The organism is Haloarcula japonica DSM 6131 (assembly GCF_000336635.1).
Lineage (GTDB): Archaea > Halobacteriota > Halobacteria > Halobacteriales > Haloarculaceae > Haloarcula > Haloarcula japonica.
On record NZ_AOLY01000033.1, the window covers coordinates 1 to 15,175 of the forward strand.

A 15,175-nucleotide genomic window follows, 5' to 3' on the forward strand; every position below is an offset into this window, starting at 1 on the left:
CCTCCGGGACGACGGGCCAGCCGAAAGGGGTCCAGCTTACCCACCGCAACTTCCGGGCGAACGTCAATCAGACGCGCAGGCGAATCGGGCCACGACCCGACAAGCCTTCGGATTTGCCGACCGTTACCGCCGAGACGCGTTCGATAGCGTTCCTCCCGCTGGCACACGTGTTCGAACGCCTCGCGGGGCATTTCTTCATGTATGCATCCGGCGCGGCTGTGAGTTACGCTGAAAGCCCGGATACGCTGGCCGACGACCTCCAGACTGTCAAACCGATGACCGGGCTGAGCGTTCCCAGAGTCTACGAGCGGATTTTCGACAATATGCGAACGCAGGCCAGCGAGTCCCCGCTCAAAAAGCGGATTTTCGACTGGTCGATGGACGTGGCCCGCGACTACGCCCGCACTGACGACCCGGGGCCGGTACTCGGTCTCAAACACTCACTCGCAGACCGCCTCGTCTATAGCACCGTCAAAGAACGGCTCGGGGGAAACATCGAGTTCATGGTCAGTGGCGGCGGCAGCCTCTCGAAGGCGCTTTGTGAGACGTTCCTCGGGATGGGGCTAACGATACTCGAAGGGTACGGCCTCACGGAAACGTCGCCGGTCCTGACCGTGAACCCACCGGAGGACGTCCGGCCCGGAACCCTTGGTGCCCCGTTGCCTGACGTCGACGTTCACATCGATACCGGTGTCGTTGACGCAAGTGAGTTCGACGATATCACTGGCGACGTGGGCGAACTGCTCGTCGACGGCCCGAACGTCACAGCAGGGTACTGGAACGATCCTGACGCGACGGAGCGAGCCTTCACGGAAATCGACGGCATCCAGTGGTTCCGCACCGGCGACATCGTCGAACGAACCGACGACGACTTCCTCATTTATCATGACCGCCTCAAGGAACTGCTCGTCCTTTCGACGGGCAAAAACGTCGCGCCACAGCCCATCGAAGACCAGTTCGCGACGAGCGACCGGGTCGATCAGGTCATGGTCGTCGGCGACGACCAGAAGTTCATCGGCGCGATAATCGTCCCGAACTTCGAGGAACTCCGCCGGTGGGCCGACAGCGAGGGCGTCGCCCTCCCCGACGACCCCGAAGTACTGGTCGAGGACGAACGCGTCCACGCGTGGGTCCAGACCGCCGTGGACGCGGTCAACGAGGAACTGGAACGTGTCGAGCGGATCAAGTCGTTCGCGCTCGTCTCCCGGGAGTGGACCGCCGAAAACGACTTGCTCACCCCGTCGATGAAAAAGAAGCGCCGCAACATCCGCAGCGCGTACCGCGAGAGACTCGCCGAGATATACGGACAGCAGCAGGTCGAAGCGGCCTGACTGGTGGTCACCAGTAATGCTGTCGCCGCCTCAATCGGTGACGACCACGTCGACGGCTCGTTCTCGTGGTCCGTCACAGTCGACGAACAGCACGGACTGCCACGTCCCCATGTCGAGGTCGCCGTCGCGCACGGGAATCGTCTCGCTCGGGCCGACGAACATCGCCCGGACGTGTGAATCCGCGTTGCCGTCCAGTTCGTCATGGTCCCACCCGCTGTCCGGGATAAGGTCCCCGAGTGCGTCGCCGAGGTCACCCAGCAATCGCGGCTCGGCCTCGTTGACGGTGATGCCCGCCGTGGTGTGACGGACGAACACGGTACAGGTCCCTTCGGCGTCTTCTGGAATCGCATCTCGGACTCGCTCGGTGATGTCGACGACCGAAAGCCGGTCGTCAGTTGAGACAGTGAACCGATTCGTTGGCATATCTGCGCCTACAACTGGATGGGACACAAACGCACCGGTCAGGGCCCAGTCGCTGGGCCGTCGCTGGGAACGACGCGGACTCCGTTCGGCCGGTAAGCGATGGCGTCGTCGCCGTCGTCGATGGTCGCCCCGTCGACGTACAGGGTCGCGTCTGTTGTGCCGAGGTCAGCAGTGATCGCGCCGTTTCCGCTCTCCATCGACGAGTCGTTCGCGTGGATGTCTCCGTTGGATCTGAGTGTAACACTGCCGTCCGCAGAGAGTTCTGCACCCGTCATCGAAATTGGATCGTTGGGCGCTCTAAGTACAATATCTCCTTCAGCATTGACCGCTGTGCCGTCGACTGTGATACATCCGCCTTTCGCAGTTAGCGACACGCTCTCAGATTCGATCAGTCCGTTGACTATCGAGATGCCGTCGTTTGGCGCTTTGAGCTGGACCGCCCCTTCAGAGTTGAGTGTCGCTCTGTCAGCCAAGATATCCTCGCCTTTTGCAGTCACCGAAATACTCTCCGATTCGACTGAAGCACCAATTATCGAGATACCGTTATTCGGGGCACTGAGTTGGACTGAACCCTCGGATTCGACTGTCGTACCGTCCATCGAAACATCTCCATCTTTTGCAGTTACCGAAACGCTCTCTGATTCGACTGTGCCATCAGTCATCGAAACACCGCCGTTCGGGGCACTGAGTTGGACTGAACCCTCGGATTCGACTTCTGCGCCGTTGACCGAGATATCACCACTTTTCGCAGTTAGCGAAACACTTTCTGATTCGACTTTTCCGCTATACGTGATACTCCCCGCGGTGATTCCTACTTGGTCCTGTTCGATTGACTCCACAGTCTCGGGAATGACGAGGTTTGCCGATGGATCGTAAAAGCTGGCTAGTTCGTCCGCCGCGTACGTCGTCTCTCCCTCATCGTATCGGCCGTTGCCGTTCGCGTCGTTGTACGCGTCCCCATTTGGCGGGGCCGACGACCCGACATCGATCCGGATGGTTCCGGACGCGGTGGCGTCATCCGACAGCAGGCCGTAGGTGACGCCTGCTCCGGCCCCGGCAGTGACGACTAGCCAGGCAGTGACGAGCACAGCGAGTCCACCCGTTCGTATCCGGTTGTCCATTTCACCCGGAGCGCCGGCCGGCGCTCCACACCTGTCAGTGGATACAAACCCTGGATAAATAAGGCCACCTATCGTTTCACGGCGACAACCGCTCGGAGCGGTCCCTGTTCAGGCGAGCCACTCGTCGGGTTTGGTGTTGTAGTCGATGTCGGTCGCGGTGAGGTGTTCGACTTCCGACCAGTCCACGTCGGTGACGGTCACCTCGTCGCCGTCGTAGCGGATGCGCTTGCCGACCTCTTCGGGTTCGGGTTCGCGGTCGCGGCGCTTGGCGACCTCTACGTCGTGGTCGTCGAACTCCTTGACGATAGTCAGCAGGTTCACCGGCCGGCCCCAGAGTTCGAAGGTGCGTTTGAGGACCTCCTTGGCCTGGCCGATGTCGAGCATCACGCCGTTGTACTGGTGGGCCAACAGCAGTTCGTTGCGGTTCTGGTAGTTGCCGTCCTCGACGACGACAGTGGGCTTCCCGAAGTTCGTGAACTGCAACATCAGCTTCTTTTTCACGTCCTCGTGGTCCGTCGATGTCACCCGATAGTCGCCCGAGGCGTGGGTGTACTCGTAGGTGAAGTAGTCGTTGTCGTCGACGAACTCCTGGGTGAGGAACTCATCGAGGAAGGTCACGTCGTTGTGACTCTCGCGGATCTCACGCATGCGCTCCCAGCCGCGGGTGTAGTCTACGTCTGCAAGCGCTTCCTCGACGCTGTCGTAGCGCGAGTCGTCGAACATGTAGCGGGCGGTCCGTTCCAGTTCTTCCTGGCCGATCCGGGAGACGAAGCCGCGATACTGTGGCTTGACCAGTGAGTAGTGCCGGTGGGCCAGTCCCTCGTAGGTCAGGACCTTCCAGGGGTACTGTTCCACGTCGAACTCGCCGTCGCGGGCCGCCGCCAGGCCGTCGCTATCGACCCGCGGGTCCTCGGGATCGAGATCGTCGAGGTGACTCGGCACGTCGGTGAGCCACTCGGGCGGCAGCAGGTGTTCCTGTACGGTCTCGTAGTCGACGCTCTCGTCGAAGTTCCGCCAAGTGATACCCTCGACGCGGAGCAGGCGCTCGATGACCTCCCGGCGGTTCTCCGTGTTCTCGACGTACTCCCAGATCTCCAGGCCGAGGCTGTAGGGGTTCAGCCCGCCCGATCCGAGCACCTTCGACATGTGGTCCGAGTAGAGGATAAACTCGTCGTCGCCGGCGAACTGCTCGCCGGTCATCATCAGGGATTCCCAGTAGGAGGCCCACCCCTCATTCATCACTTTCGTCATTTTCTGCGGGGCAAAATAATAGGCCTCCCGACGAAGCAACTCCAGCAGTTCTTTCTGCCAGTCCTCCATCTCCGTGGCGCGCTCGGCGTCCTCGTCGTACTGCATGCCGTGTTTTCGGAGGAAGCCGAGCACGTCCTTCTCGGGTTCGGCGGGGAACGTGACGTTCTCGTCGTCGTCGCGCTGAGCGTCGAGCCACTCGTCGTCGAACACCTGGCGCTTGACCTCCTCGGAGAGGTCCAGATCGTCTAGCTGGTCGGTCACGTCGGCCCCCTCGATATCCTCGAACTCCTCCGGAACTGTTTCGACCGGACTGTAGGGGACGTGCTGGTCGATGTTGTCCTCCAGACAGAGGACGTGGTCGATGAACCGCTCGACCTCGGCCCGCTTGATGTCGGGGTCCTGCATGTACTCCTGGATGGTGTCGCCGTGGCGGGCGAGCATCCCCGCGGCGTCAGGGCCGCGACGTCGGTCCTCGCCGGAGGCATCGGTTGTCGTCCGGGAGGAGCCGTCGGTGAACATGCGGAACCACTCGTTGTTAGCGAAGAAGTCCGCGTGGGCCTCGACGTGGGTGATGACGGCCTTCTGGTCAGCCAGCGTGTTCGACTCCTGCAGGAAGGCGTGGGCCGGGTCGTCGTTGTTGACGATCTCGAAGGCCTTGCCGCCGAGGAACTGGCCCTGTTTCTGCTGGCGGTCGTACTGCATGCCCCAGCGCCAGTGCGGATAGCGCTGCTGGAACCCACCGTAGGCGATGAGTTCGTTCATCTCGTCGTAGTCGACGATCCAGTAGTTCACCGGGTAGGGCTTCAGCCCGAGCTTTCTGGCGAGGTTGCCAGCCTCCTCAACGGGTTCGTCGAGGTCATCGGCAATGCGTTGTTTCGCGAATCTATCGTTGTTCATTGGTCCTCCGTACTGAGTATGTCGTAGATGGCGTCCACCACATCCTCCGGCGAGGAGACGTACGCGACCGCGACGTTGTCGGCGTCGCGGAAGTTGCGTTCGACCTCCTCGGCGTGGGTGGCGTTGATGGCGTTCCCGCTCGGCTGGGTCTCCACGTAGGCGTGGAGGTTCGCCGGAATCTGCTTCATAAGCGGGATGACCTTCTCCTCGGTGTCGTTCGAGGAGTTCTCGCTGTCGCCCGCCGCGAACACGTAGCGGTTCCACTCGCTCCAGGGGTACTCTTCTTCGAGGATTTCCGCCGCGAGTTCGTACGCGCTGGAGATGCGGGTGCCACCGCCCGAGCGGATGCCGAAGAACTCGTCGCGCTCGACCTCCCAGGCGTCGGCGTCGTGGGCGATGTAGACGAACTCGGCGTTGTCGTACTTGCCCGTGAGATACCAGTCCAGCGGCGTGAACGTCCGCTCGACGAGTTCGCGTTTCTTCTGGCGCATCGACCCCGACACGTCCCGGATGTTCACGACGACGACGTTTTTCTCGCGCTCCTCGACGATCTCGGGGTAGCGGTAGCGTTCGTCCTCGCGGCGGAACGGAATCTGGTCGACACCTTCCCGACGGATGCGCTGTGAGGTCTCGACCTTCTCGACGTTGTCTTCCATCTCCTCGATGGAGTCCCAGACGGCTTTCTCGTCGCTGGGCAGGTCGTCGTAGGCATCGTCGATCCAGGCCTTCGAAACGGGGATGTTCCGCTCGCGGGCCCACTCGTAGACGGTGGCCGGCCCCCAGCCCTCGACTTTGAGCGCCTCGCGGACGTAATCCTCGTCGAAATCCATCGCGAGCTTCCGCTTGAGGCCTTTCTTGAACAGCCGCTCGAAGTCCAGCGTCGAGGAGGGACCGGTTCGGGTGATATCCGTGAAATCACCCTCTTTCTCCTCGATGACTTTCTTGCCCTTGGGTTCGAGGTCCAGTCCCAGTTGTTCGTCGAGTTCCTCGGCGAACTCCTCGGGGTCCATCTCGTAGTACTCGTGTTCGCCGCCTTCCTCGCCGGGTTCGCCGTCCTCGTCACCGTCGTCGTCGCCGGGCTGGGGCTGTGGCTGGCCGACCGGGTCGCCTTCCTCGGCACCCTCGCCCTGGCCGACCCCGCCCTGGTCGCGCTGGTCGTATTCGAACTCCGGGAGGTCGACGATCTTGATCGGGATACGGACCGAATCGCCCCGGGACTGGCCCAGGTCGCCGTACTGGATGAACTCGGCGAGGTCCTGTCGGCGCTCCTCGCCCACGTCGCGGTACCGTTCGAGGTCGTCTTTCAGTCCCATCTGTAACTCACCTGGCTCATGACGTGTCGGCTGGTCAGCTCGGCGGAGGCCTCGGTGTAGTCGAACATCTCGACCATGTTGTCCAGCGTCTTCGCCTTGAGGCGGGCCGTCTCGGTCCCGGACGGTGGGTTGTCCCACTGCCCAGGCTCGAAGTCTTCGTACGTGCGCTGGATGTCGTCCCAGTCGTAGCTGCCGAGGACCGTGTTGATGACCGGTATCTCCTTGGGGTTCACGTCGCCGACGCGGAACTCCTCGTCGCGGCGCTGCCACGCGTGGCGGTTCAGCGCCGTGATGATCTTTTCCGTCCGGAACTGCTCGACGGCGTGGTCGGGCTCGTTGCCGTCGTAGTTCTTCTCGTCGAACCGGCCCAGGTGCTCGATCTCGAACACCTTCATCTTCAGCGGGTCCGGGTCGACGAGCTCACCCCGTTCGTTCTCGATCTGGTCGTCCGATTCCCAGGCGTAGACGTGTTCGATGTACTCCTCGACTGTTTCTTCGTCGACGCGCTTGTCCCGCATCATCGCGTCGAGCACGTCCTGTTCCTGCTGGCCGAAGATGTAGTTCTTGACAGTCACGACGCGCTCCTCGTACTCCGTGGCCTCGCCGGTCGAGAACACGGGGGCATCTGCCAGCCCCTCGGCGACGGCGTTGAGCACGTCGCGGGGCATCAGCACGTGCTCGACCGGGAGGTCGGGGTGGTGCCGGTCCTGTGGCTCGTGCAGTAGGTCAGCGATGATATCGCGGACGTAGGTGACCGGGATGCCGTGGTCGCCGTCATCGGCGGTGGTCTCTAGGTCGTAGTCCTCGATGTCGACGCGTTCGTCGCCCTCCATCAGGTAGCCCCGGTCGAACAGTAGCGCCTTGTCCACGAGGTCCAGCCCGGTCGGGATTTCGGCGCTGTCCAGCCGCGAGACGACGGCGTACAGGGCCGCGGACTCGATGGTGTGTGGGGCCAGCTCTTTGTCGGTCGCCGTCTCGACTTCGTCCCGGACCGAGATAGTCAGGGGCTCCTGAATCCACGTCTCCAGTTCGTCCCACGTCTCGGGGTCCCAGACCTCTGTCTCGTTGGTCAGCTCACGGCGCAGGAGCTGGGCTTCAAGCGAGAGGTTCGTCAGGTACGTGAACTCGTGTTTGTCGAGCCGGCGTTTCAGCGCTTTCAGCGGGTCCTGGCCCTCGCGGTCAGCGTGTTTGTTCAGCTGGGCTTCCAGATCCGGGTTCGAGATAATGATGAGCTGCGTGTCCACGTCCATCCCGATGCCCTTGTCGAGCTTGACGTGGGACTCGTCGGGGACGTTCAGCAGCTTCTGGAGCAGGTCGGCGTGCTGGGCGGCGTCCTCGACGACGGTCAGCAGGCCGTTGCCCTGCGAGAGGACGCCGTCGTAGCTGAACGCCTGTGGGTTCTTGCGGCCCCGCGAATCGAGCTCCCGGAGCATCCCGTGCATCCACGAGCCGACGAGCCGTTCCTTGGGCGTCCCCTCGTCCTCGGAGTGGAGGATGCCGATACCGTGGCCCACGTCCACGACGAAGTTCTTCACCCGGAGGTGGGCCGGCTGGGTGACCGCCGAGAACAGGTCTGTCTCGCCCTGACGTCGGTACTGCTCTTCGAGAAAGTCGTAGGCCTCCCGCGAGAACGGGTCGAGCTGGCCGTCGACGCGGATCGGGATGTGGTCGTCCAGCCGCTCGTTGATCTCGGCGATCAGGTCCGCGCGAACGTCGTCGGGGAACACCGTCAGCGGGTGGGCCTGGACGGGACTCTCGTACCAGTCGTCCTCGTCCTCGACGGCCGCGTTCCCGTAGGTCATGCTGGTGGCGCTGCCGCCGGCTCCCGCGATGTTCCACTCGACGGTGTAGCGCCGCCCCTCGGGCGTCTTCGAGTACTCCCGCAGGCCGTTGATGAGACAGCGTTTCAGTTCGGACTTGCCAGTGGCTGTCGGCCCCTCCAGCCAGATGATCTTCTCGTCTTTGCCGCGACCCGCCGCAATCGAGCGGAGGTCGTCGACGAAGGCGTTCAGCACCTCGGTGTTGCCCAGGATGGCGTGTTCCCCGTCGTTGTGCGGGTCGTCAAAGAAGCGGTAGCGCTCCTTCTCCTCGCCCTCCTCGATGACCGTCCGTGTATCCGCCGCTTCGATGGCATCGAGCAGGTACTTCGAGGCATGCGCCGCGACCTGGGGCGTTTCGAGGACGGCGTCGACGTACTCCGCGAGGCTCATCGGGGCCTCGTAGGCGGCGTCGAGCGACTCGTCCGCGCGGTCGATGTACTCCTCGCCAGACATTACTCTTCCATCTCGCTTTTGGCGACCTCCGCACCGGCGAACTCGAGCACTTCCTTGGCTCCCTCTTCCGAGTAGCCCTGTTCCATGAGGGCGTCGATCCACTGGTTGCGCTCCTCGTCGTCCATCTCCGAACTGGAGACCAGCGCGGAGAAGTTGATGTTGTGTTTCTTGTCTTCCCAGAGTTTGCGTTCGAGCGCGCGGCGCAGGCGGTCGTTGTCCTGTGGGTTAAACGTATCACCCTCGCGGGCACGGCGGGACACCCAGTTGGACACTTCCTGTCGGAAATCGTCCTTGCGGTCCTCGGGGAGGTTCAGTTTCTCCTCGACGGAGCGCAGGAACTGCTCGTCTGGCTCCTGCTCGCGGCCGGTGAGTTCGTCCTCGACGGTCGCGTCGTCGATGTAGGCCATGACGTGGTCCATGTACTTCTCGCCCTGGCGCTGGATCTCGTCCATGTCGTAAGCCAGCGCGTGGCGCACGTCCTCGATGGCCCGCTCCTTGTACTCCTCGCGGACGAGTTCGAGGAAGCGGTAGTACTTGCTGAACGACTCCTCGTCGATGGAGCCGTGGTTCTCTAAGTTGCCTTCGAGGTGGTTGAACGTCGTCAGCGGCGAGAGGAAGTCGCGGCTGCGGTGCATCGAGTCCATGATGGCCTCGGCGATCTCGTCGCCGATGAACCGCGGGGAGACGCCGTCCATCCCCTCGCCGATGTCGGCCATCTTCTCGGCCTCCTCGCGGAGCTTCTTCACGTCGACGTCCTCGGCCTCGTCGATCTCGCCGTTGTAGGCCTTGGCCTTCTGGACGAGGTCGATGGACTCGTTGTCAGGCTCCTCGATGCGGGTGAGGACGCCGAACAGGCCCGCCATCTCAAGGGTGTGGGGCTCGACCTGGATGTCCGGCAGGTCGGCGTTGCGCAGCATCTTCTGGTAGATCTGGGCCTCGGCCGCGTACTGGAGGACGTACGGGAAGTCGATGCGCTTGGTCCGGTCGTTGAACGCCTCCATTTTCTCGTCGCCCTTCTTGTCCCGGTACTCAGGCATGTTCGTCCGGCCGACGATGACCTGGTCGATGTCGATGCGGGGGTTGTTCTTGGGCTTGATTGTCTGTTCTTGACTGGCATGGAGGAAGTCATAGAGGAACTCCCGCTGGAGTTTCAGCAGCTCCTCGCCCGAGAAGATGCCGCGGTTGGCGTTACAGAACGCTCCGGAGTAATCGAACGCTCGCGGGTCGCTCTCACCGTAGATGGCGATCTTCGAGTAGTTGACGTCGCCGGTGAGTTCCGTCTCGTCCTGGTTCTTCTTGTCCTTGGGCTCGAACGTCTCGATCCCGCGGCGCTGGTTCTCATCGGCGACGAAGCGGACGATCTCGACGTGGTTTTCGAGAACGGCCTGTAGGTCGTCGTCGTATTCGGCTAGCAGGCGGTCCATGTAGAACTCCGAGGCCGGGTCCAGCGACTGCTCGTTTCGAATAGTATAGGGCGCGTCGAGGGCCTCGTTGATATCCTCGATGACCTTGTCTCGCTGCTTCTGGGGGAGCAACACGAGCGGATCCTGGTTCATCGGCGACCGGACCACGTCGTCGGCGGGGTCCTGGTCGTGGATAACGTCACAGAGGTTCGTCCACCGGAACGTGTACATCCGGCCGTCGTCCCGGCTGGTGTAGTCCTCGAAGTACCGGCGGACCTGTCGGTCGAAGTCTGATTTCCCCGACCCCACAGGGCCTAACAGTAGTTTGATACGCTTTTCGGGACCGAGCCCGCGAGCGCCGGATTTGACCTTGTTGACGAACTCGTGGATCGCCTCGTGGATGACCCGTCCGTAGAAGGTGTTCTCGCCGTCGTTGAGCGGGTCCTCGCTCGCCAGTTCGTACTCGACGACGCCGGCCTCCTCGTCGTAGGAGGTGCCGTAGTAGTCGAACATGTCCGCGACGCGCTGGTGGGCGTTGCGGGCGATCTTCGGTTCGTCGTACAACTGTTGCAGATACCAGTCGAACGAGTTCGTCTTCCGGAGGTCCGCCGGTATCGTGTCACGGTACTCCTTGCTCAGCGCTTCGAGTGTCTCTTTGTTCTTGCTCATGCTCTCTCAGTAATTCGGCGTGGCTGCATTCGACCACCGACTGTTGCGGGCTGACCACGGGTCCGTGTGTCTACTCGGTGTCGATGCCGTCCGCTGCAGATGTGACCGCGTACGGCCGCTGAAGCACCCTTCGCTGCAGGGTGACGCGTGTACCCTTCCATGGCTGACCTGCCGGGCGGAACACGGGGACTGTTCCGTCCTGGCGTGGTAACGGAAGACAGTGCCGAACTGTTTCCGATACTATTTACCGTACGAGTCCTGTTCATATAAGAACTTTGCCCTACTCCGCGCATACCGCCGATAAATTCCGGTGTTCTGGTCAGCCGAATGCGGGGACGGCGGGCCACAACTATGTTAACAGATCTCATTAGTTTTTGATTGGTTTATATACTGTGTCGGTTGTCAACTGTTCTCTTCGGTGAGTCGGCCAGTATTTAGCGCTGGATTGATGTGAATCTGTTGGCGGATTGATTGGCGATTGAGAACTGGACACACAGTATGGTAACTTGACACATCGATGGTGCTGTCGTCCGAACGATTGCCTCCTTCCCGGCCTGGTGAACTTCGGGACGGACCAGCGGATTCTTGCCGGTCCGCGCCAATTCCGCGGTATGGACCTGTCGGGCCTCCCCGAAGACTGGACGGTGTGGAACGAGACCGACAAGAAACTCATCCTCGCGTATCGCCCGGACGTCTTCGACTCCGAGCAATTCCCAGCGCCGTGTCTCCCGACGATCTATCTCACGCGCGGGAAACGGACCCGCCGCCCCGGCGCTGACCGGACCGGAGAGCGCTGGTATGTCACCTTCTATCTGGAACCCGAAGTTGAGCGTGACGCCGATTCCTACGAGCACCGTGACGCTGCCGTTGAGGGCGCTGTGGCGCTGGCCTCCCGGTTCGCCAACGGCGAACTGGACTACCGCTCGCTGTACCAGGTACCCCGTGAGGCGTATCTGGACAAACTGGACGCCCTGACCAGGCGGACATGAGGCTTTACCGTGGCGACATTCTATAACTCGGTATGACCACTGTCACGCTCGTTGGGACGCGCCTCGCCGAGGTCGGCGCGGAGTTCGTCTACCGCGGCGAAGCCAGCGGCTGTGCTGACTGTCCCTACCGCGACCAATGCCTCAATCTGACGACCGGAAACCGCTACCGGATCACCAACGTCCGACAGAGCGGGCAAACGCTAGACTGTGCTATGCACGACACCGGCGTTCGAGCTGTCGAGGTCGAACCCGCGCCGATTCAGGCCAACGTCCCCTCGAAGGGGGCGTACGCTGGGAGTAAGGCGTCGCTGATGGGCCCCTGTCCACACACTGAGTGTCCCAGCCACCCCTACTGTGAGCCCGCTGGCGCTGAATTTGATGAGGAATATCGTATCTCTGAGATTGTTGGTGACCCGCCGCATGACTACTGTATGCTAGACCGGGATCTGACGTTGGTGGAATTGGAAGTTCCTCAGGAATAGCTTCGTGCCACCTCCATTCCCAGGCCAGAGATTCGTAGGGATACTAGATAGTCTATTCAGGGACCCTGGCTGAAAGTAACACTTTGTGCAGAGTCATATGATACTCTCTATGGTATTCAACTGTGGTGCATACCTGAAACAGATCTATGATTTCACTTCCAGCGGGTGTGGCACACCCCAGTATCGGTTGATTATTCAACAATAAAATCAATCAAATGATTACCTTCCGTGAATGATCTATGGGATGCACAAATCACCATCAATACCAGCACCTGAACGACAGCGTGAGGCGCTGTTCACGACACTCGAAGAGCGACTGTCTCGTGTTCAGTCCGGAATACGCGATATCGAGGGGTGTGAAGCGATGATCGTCGATGCAAGTGATGGGGCACAGGTCATCAGTGAGTTCTGGGCCTGCCAGACGCTGGAGTACGGTAACTTCGAAGAGATACTCCGGACACGTCCGCTTGTTGGGGATCGCCCATGACGTGGGATTGGCTTCCCTTCCGAGGTAAATCAGACACAGCATCAGGAGCGGAATCATCCGGGGATGACACGCCTGCATTCGATGTCGTCAACAGGGAGAGTGAACGGTCGCTGGATACACCTGCAGATATCCATCAGTCACTCGTCGCACCATCAGAGATCGAGCGAACACCGACGACGATACGAACCGGTGAGCGGTGGGCACGCACGTTCTGGATTGGCCAGTTTCCGGATGCACCGCGGGATGGGCTCTTCGAGAAGCTGTATTCGACGGCTGAGACGCGAACGACAGACATCTCGATGCACATCACACCCAGGGACACGCAGACGACGCTGGATTCGCTGGAGAACAAAATCGAGGATCTGGAAGCGGAAATGGCGTATCTCTCGGAGAAGCGCCGGGCAGGCGCACGGGGAGTCAGCAAGGACCTGCAGGACTACCAAGAGCTGTACGATGTGCTTCGGAACACATCGATGGAAGCGTTCGATGTGTCGATGTATCTCACCGAGCGAGGGAAGACAAACGAAGATGTCGCGTCCGAAACGGTTGCGAACGCGGCCAGACGAGCGCCAGCGAATCTAACGCCAGTGTCGCCGCGATGGGCACAACTGGACGCGCTCGTCTCAGCCAGCCCAGTCGGTGTGGACAAAATGAATCTTGAGCAGGATACACAGACGCCGATGCTGGGTGGCGCACTGGGAGCAATGTTCCCGTTCGTACCGGGAGCGATGGCCGAACACGGCATCGAATACGGGACGTACGCACTCAATGAGAGTCCCCTCCTGCTCGATCGATTTGCCAGGGAAACAGGCTACTGTGCGATGGTGATCGGCAAGCTCGGCGCTGGCAAGTCCTTCTCAACGAAACTGCAGTTACTCCGGCGGGCAATGCACGATCAGGACACGGTGCTTGTGATGCTGGATCCGCTTGAGGGGTTTGCGTCACTCAACGATGCACTCGGTGGTGAGCGTGTCACAGTCGGCGGGTCCCGGTCGTTCAATCCGCTGGAGATACAGCCCACACCGACGACTGTGTTAGATACGGTCCCGGATCTGGATCCATGGGCCGAGCAAATCGCGTGGGTTCTCACGTTCTTCGAGACGTTCTTCGAACAGGTGGCAGGGAACCCCCTCGGTGATCGAAAGCAGACACTTCGCCGGTGTGTTCAGGAGGCCTACGAGCAACAGGGCATTACCCGGGACCCAGCGACACACGACCAGCCATCACCAACGGTCCGTGACGTGATTAACGTTCTTGAACAACTGCTAGACGATCCGGCGACGTTTGGCTACGTCACAGCTGGTGAACAGGAGAACGTCCGGACGGATGCAGAATCACTGTTGATCGACCTGCGTCCGTCCTTCAGGGAAGGTGGCGACCTCGCGAACCTTGCAGAACCTACTGAGTTCGATATCACATCCGATGTCGTGTATCTGGATCTCCACCAAGAGGAGGGGACACGCGGGCGGTCCGAAACGAGTCTGATGATGCAGGTGTTGTTCAACGCGGTGTATGAACGCGCCAAACAAACGGACAAACGGGTGGTGTTCGCTATCGACGAAGCTCACTACCTGATGAATGACGCAACTTCGCTGGATTTCCTCGAAACGGCTGTCCGTCACAGTCGGCATTACGATATCTCCCTGCAGTTCATCACCCAGACCGGTGGTGAGTTCGCACTCACGCCGGAGACCCGGACGATTGCAACCTCTGTTCAATGACGATCATCCACCGCGTTGATGAGGCGGCTCAGCAACTGGCTGAGTGGTTCAACCTCAGCGACCGAGAGATCGACTGGGTACAGTCTGCAAAAGCCGGGAATGGCGCTGATGGCTACTCCGAAGCGCTGCTTGGAGTCGACGAAGAGGGCTGGTTCCCGATTCGAGTGCGAGCGAGTGAGTACGAGGTGGATGTCATCGGAGACTAGCGGTTGAACGTTGTGTTCTAGACCATATGGTCCGAGCAAAATTTGAGTTAGCAGGGCGTGTAGCGAACGCCAGCCCAGATAGTCCAGTTCACAAAAAGCATTCGTGAGCGGGTGTGTGCAGCTCCACGGAAGACCCAGTTGCAGACACTCGTGGACGCACCGGTGGTTCGCGATCGGGCGGTGGACCGGGTCGTGACGGTCCTCGGTGAGACTAGCATCGACGTGGAAACAGGGATCGAACTGGTGAGCGTCGGCGAACGGTTGCCAGACGTGGCCGATACAGTCCCCATCGGTCCGGGCACGGCACGAATGACTGTGGCTGGGGCGGCCGTCTGCGCGGCGGATCGGCTCACGCCAGGGAAGGTGCTTACATAGGCAGACGTGGTGACGGCGGTCAGCGAAACCGTGCCGACCTCGAAACACAAGATTGCGCGCTACTCCAGGCGGTATACGAGGCGGGCGAAACCCACCTCAATCAGACTGACTTAGTCACCGGGCTGGTGGCGAGCGACTAGCGGGGCCTTGCCCCGTTCGTTTCAACCACGGCCCCGCGACCCCACCACCCCACCCTCCGCTCCGTGCTCGCTTCGCTGCGCGCGCAGCCACAAC

11 protein-coding genes and 1 pseudogene are annotated in these 15,175 nt (G+C 61.1%); 6 read left to right on the forward strand and 6 right to left on the reverse strand.

Annotation, left to right across the window (positions count from 1 at the left end):
* A partial coding sequence (locus C444_RS09520) for an AMP-dependent synthetase/ligase (protein ID WP_004592534.1) occupies positions 1-1,331 on the forward strand: 1,331 nt, incomplete at its 5' end.
* Positions 1,332-1,361: 30 nt separating this feature from the next.
* Here C444_RS09520 and C444_RS09525 read toward each other — a convergent pair.
* The 6 genes from C444_RS09525 to C444_RS09550 form a co-directional block, all read right to left on the reverse strand.
* The gene (locus C444_RS09525) at positions 1,362-1,754 is read right to left on the reverse strand and encodes a secondary thiamine-phosphate synthase enzyme YjbQ (protein ID WP_004592536.1); all 393 of its coding nucleotides are present in this window, start codon (positions 1,752-1,754) and stop codon (positions 1,362-1,364) included.
* 38 nt (positions 1,755-1,792) lie between these two features.
* Positions 1,793-2,842 (reverse strand): DUF4097 family beta strand repeat-containing protein, encoded by a 1,050-nt coding sequence (locus C444_RS09530; protein WP_152420800.1) that lies wholly within the window; start codon positions 2,840-2,842, stop codon positions 1,793-1,795.
* 141 nt (positions 2,843-2,983) lie between these two features.
* Complete coding sequence (locus tag C444_RS09535) at positions 2,984-5,023, reverse strand: SpoVR family protein (protein ID WP_004592539.1); 2,040 nt, start codon at positions 5,021-5,023, stop codon at positions 2,984-2,986.
* Positions 5,020-6,336 carry a YeaH/YhbH family protein gene (locus tag C444_RS09540; protein ID WP_004592540.1) on the reverse strand — a complete coding sequence of 439 codons (1,317 nt, stop codon included), beginning with the start codon at positions 6,334-6,336 and terminating at the stop codon, positions 5,020-5,022. Before C444_RS09540 ends, C444_RS09535 begins: the two co-directional genes overlap by 4 nt.
* The gene (locus C444_RS09545) at positions 6,327-8,609 is read right to left on the reverse strand and encodes a PrkA family serine protein kinase (RefSeq protein ID WP_004592541.1); all 2,283 of its coding nucleotides are present in this window, start codon (positions 8,607-8,609) and stop codon (positions 6,327-6,329) included. The genes C444_RS09540 and C444_RS09545 overlap by 10 nt, the downstream gene beginning before the upstream one ends.
* The gene (locus C444_RS09550) at positions 8,609-10,681 is read right to left on the reverse strand and encodes a PrkA family serine protein kinase (RefSeq protein WP_004592542.1); all 2,073 of its coding nucleotides are present in this window, start codon (positions 10,679-10,681) and stop codon (positions 8,609-8,611) included. The genes C444_RS09545 and C444_RS09550 overlap by 1 nt, the downstream gene beginning before the upstream one ends.
* Before the next feature lie 611 nt (positions 10,682-11,292).
* On the opposite strand from C444_RS09550, the gene C444_RS09555 reads away from it, so the two are divergent.
* The 5 genes and pseudogenes from C444_RS09555 (at position 11,293) to C444_RS09575 (ending at position 14,941) form a co-directional block, all read left to right on the forward strand.
* Entirely contained in the window at positions 11,293-11,670 is a 378-nt protein-coding gene (locus C444_RS09555) for a DUF5820 family protein (protein ID WP_004592543.1), read from the forward strand.
* Positions 11,671-11,702: 32 nt separating this feature from the next.
* Complete coding sequence (locus tag C444_RS09560) at positions 11,703-12,152, forward strand: UPF0179 family protein (protein ID WP_004592545.1); 450 nt, start codon at positions 11,703-11,705, stop codon at positions 12,150-12,152.
* 244 nt (positions 12,153-12,396) lie between these two features.
* On the forward strand, positions 12,397-12,639 hold the full coding sequence (locus C444_RS09565) for a hypothetical protein (protein WP_004592546.1): 243 nt from the start codon (positions 12,397-12,399) through the stop codon (positions 12,637-12,639).
* Positions 12,636-14,566 (forward strand): annotated as a pseudogene (locus C444_RS09570) (VirB4 family type IV secretion system protein). Before C444_RS09565 ends, C444_RS09570 begins: the two are co-directional and overlap by 4 nt.
* A gap of 162 nt (positions 14,567-14,728) precedes the next feature.
* Positions 14,729-14,941 carry a hypothetical protein gene (locus tag C444_RS09575; RefSeq protein ID WP_152420801.1) on the forward strand — a complete coding sequence of 71 codons (213 nt, stop codon included), beginning with the start codon at positions 14,729-14,731 and terminating at the stop codon, positions 14,939-14,941.
* Positions 14,942-15,175 lie beyond the last annotated feature (234 nt).

What these genes read in the sequence shown, in the direction of transcription:
- C444_RS09525 (WP_004592536.1), bottom strand. Translation starts at nt 1,754, where the DNA reads ATGCCAACGAATCGGTTCACTGTCTCAACTGACGACCGGCTTTCGGTC.
- C444_RS09535 (WP_004592539.1), bottom strand. Translation starts at nt 5,023, where the DNA reads ATGAACAACGATAGATTCGCGAAACAACGCATTGCCGATGACCTCGAC.
- C444_RS09540 (WP_004592540.1), bottom strand. Translation starts at nt 6,336, where the DNA reads ATGGGACTGAAAGACGACCTCGAACGGTACCGCGACGTGGGCGAGGAG.
- C444_RS09545 (WP_004592541.1), bottom strand. Translation starts at nt 8,609, where the DNA reads ATGTCTGGCGAGGAGTACATCGACCGCGCGGACGAGTCGCTCGACGCC.
- C444_RS09550 (WP_004592542.1), bottom strand. Translation starts at nt 10,681, where the DNA reads ATGAGCAAGAACAAAGAGACACTCGAAGCGCTGAGCAAGGAGTACCGT.
- C444_RS09555 (WP_004592543.1), top strand. Translation starts at nt 11,293, where the DNA reads ATGGACCTGTCGGGCCTCCCCGAAGACTGGACGGTGTGGAACGAGACC.
- C444_RS09560 (WP_004592545.1), top strand. Translation starts at nt 11,703, where the DNA reads ATGACCACTGTCACGCTCGTTGGGACGCGCCTCGCCGAGGTCGGCGCG.
- C444_RS09565 (WP_004592546.1), top strand. Translation starts at nt 12,397, where the DNA reads ATGCACAAATCACCATCAATACCAGCACCTGAACGACAGCGTGAGGCG.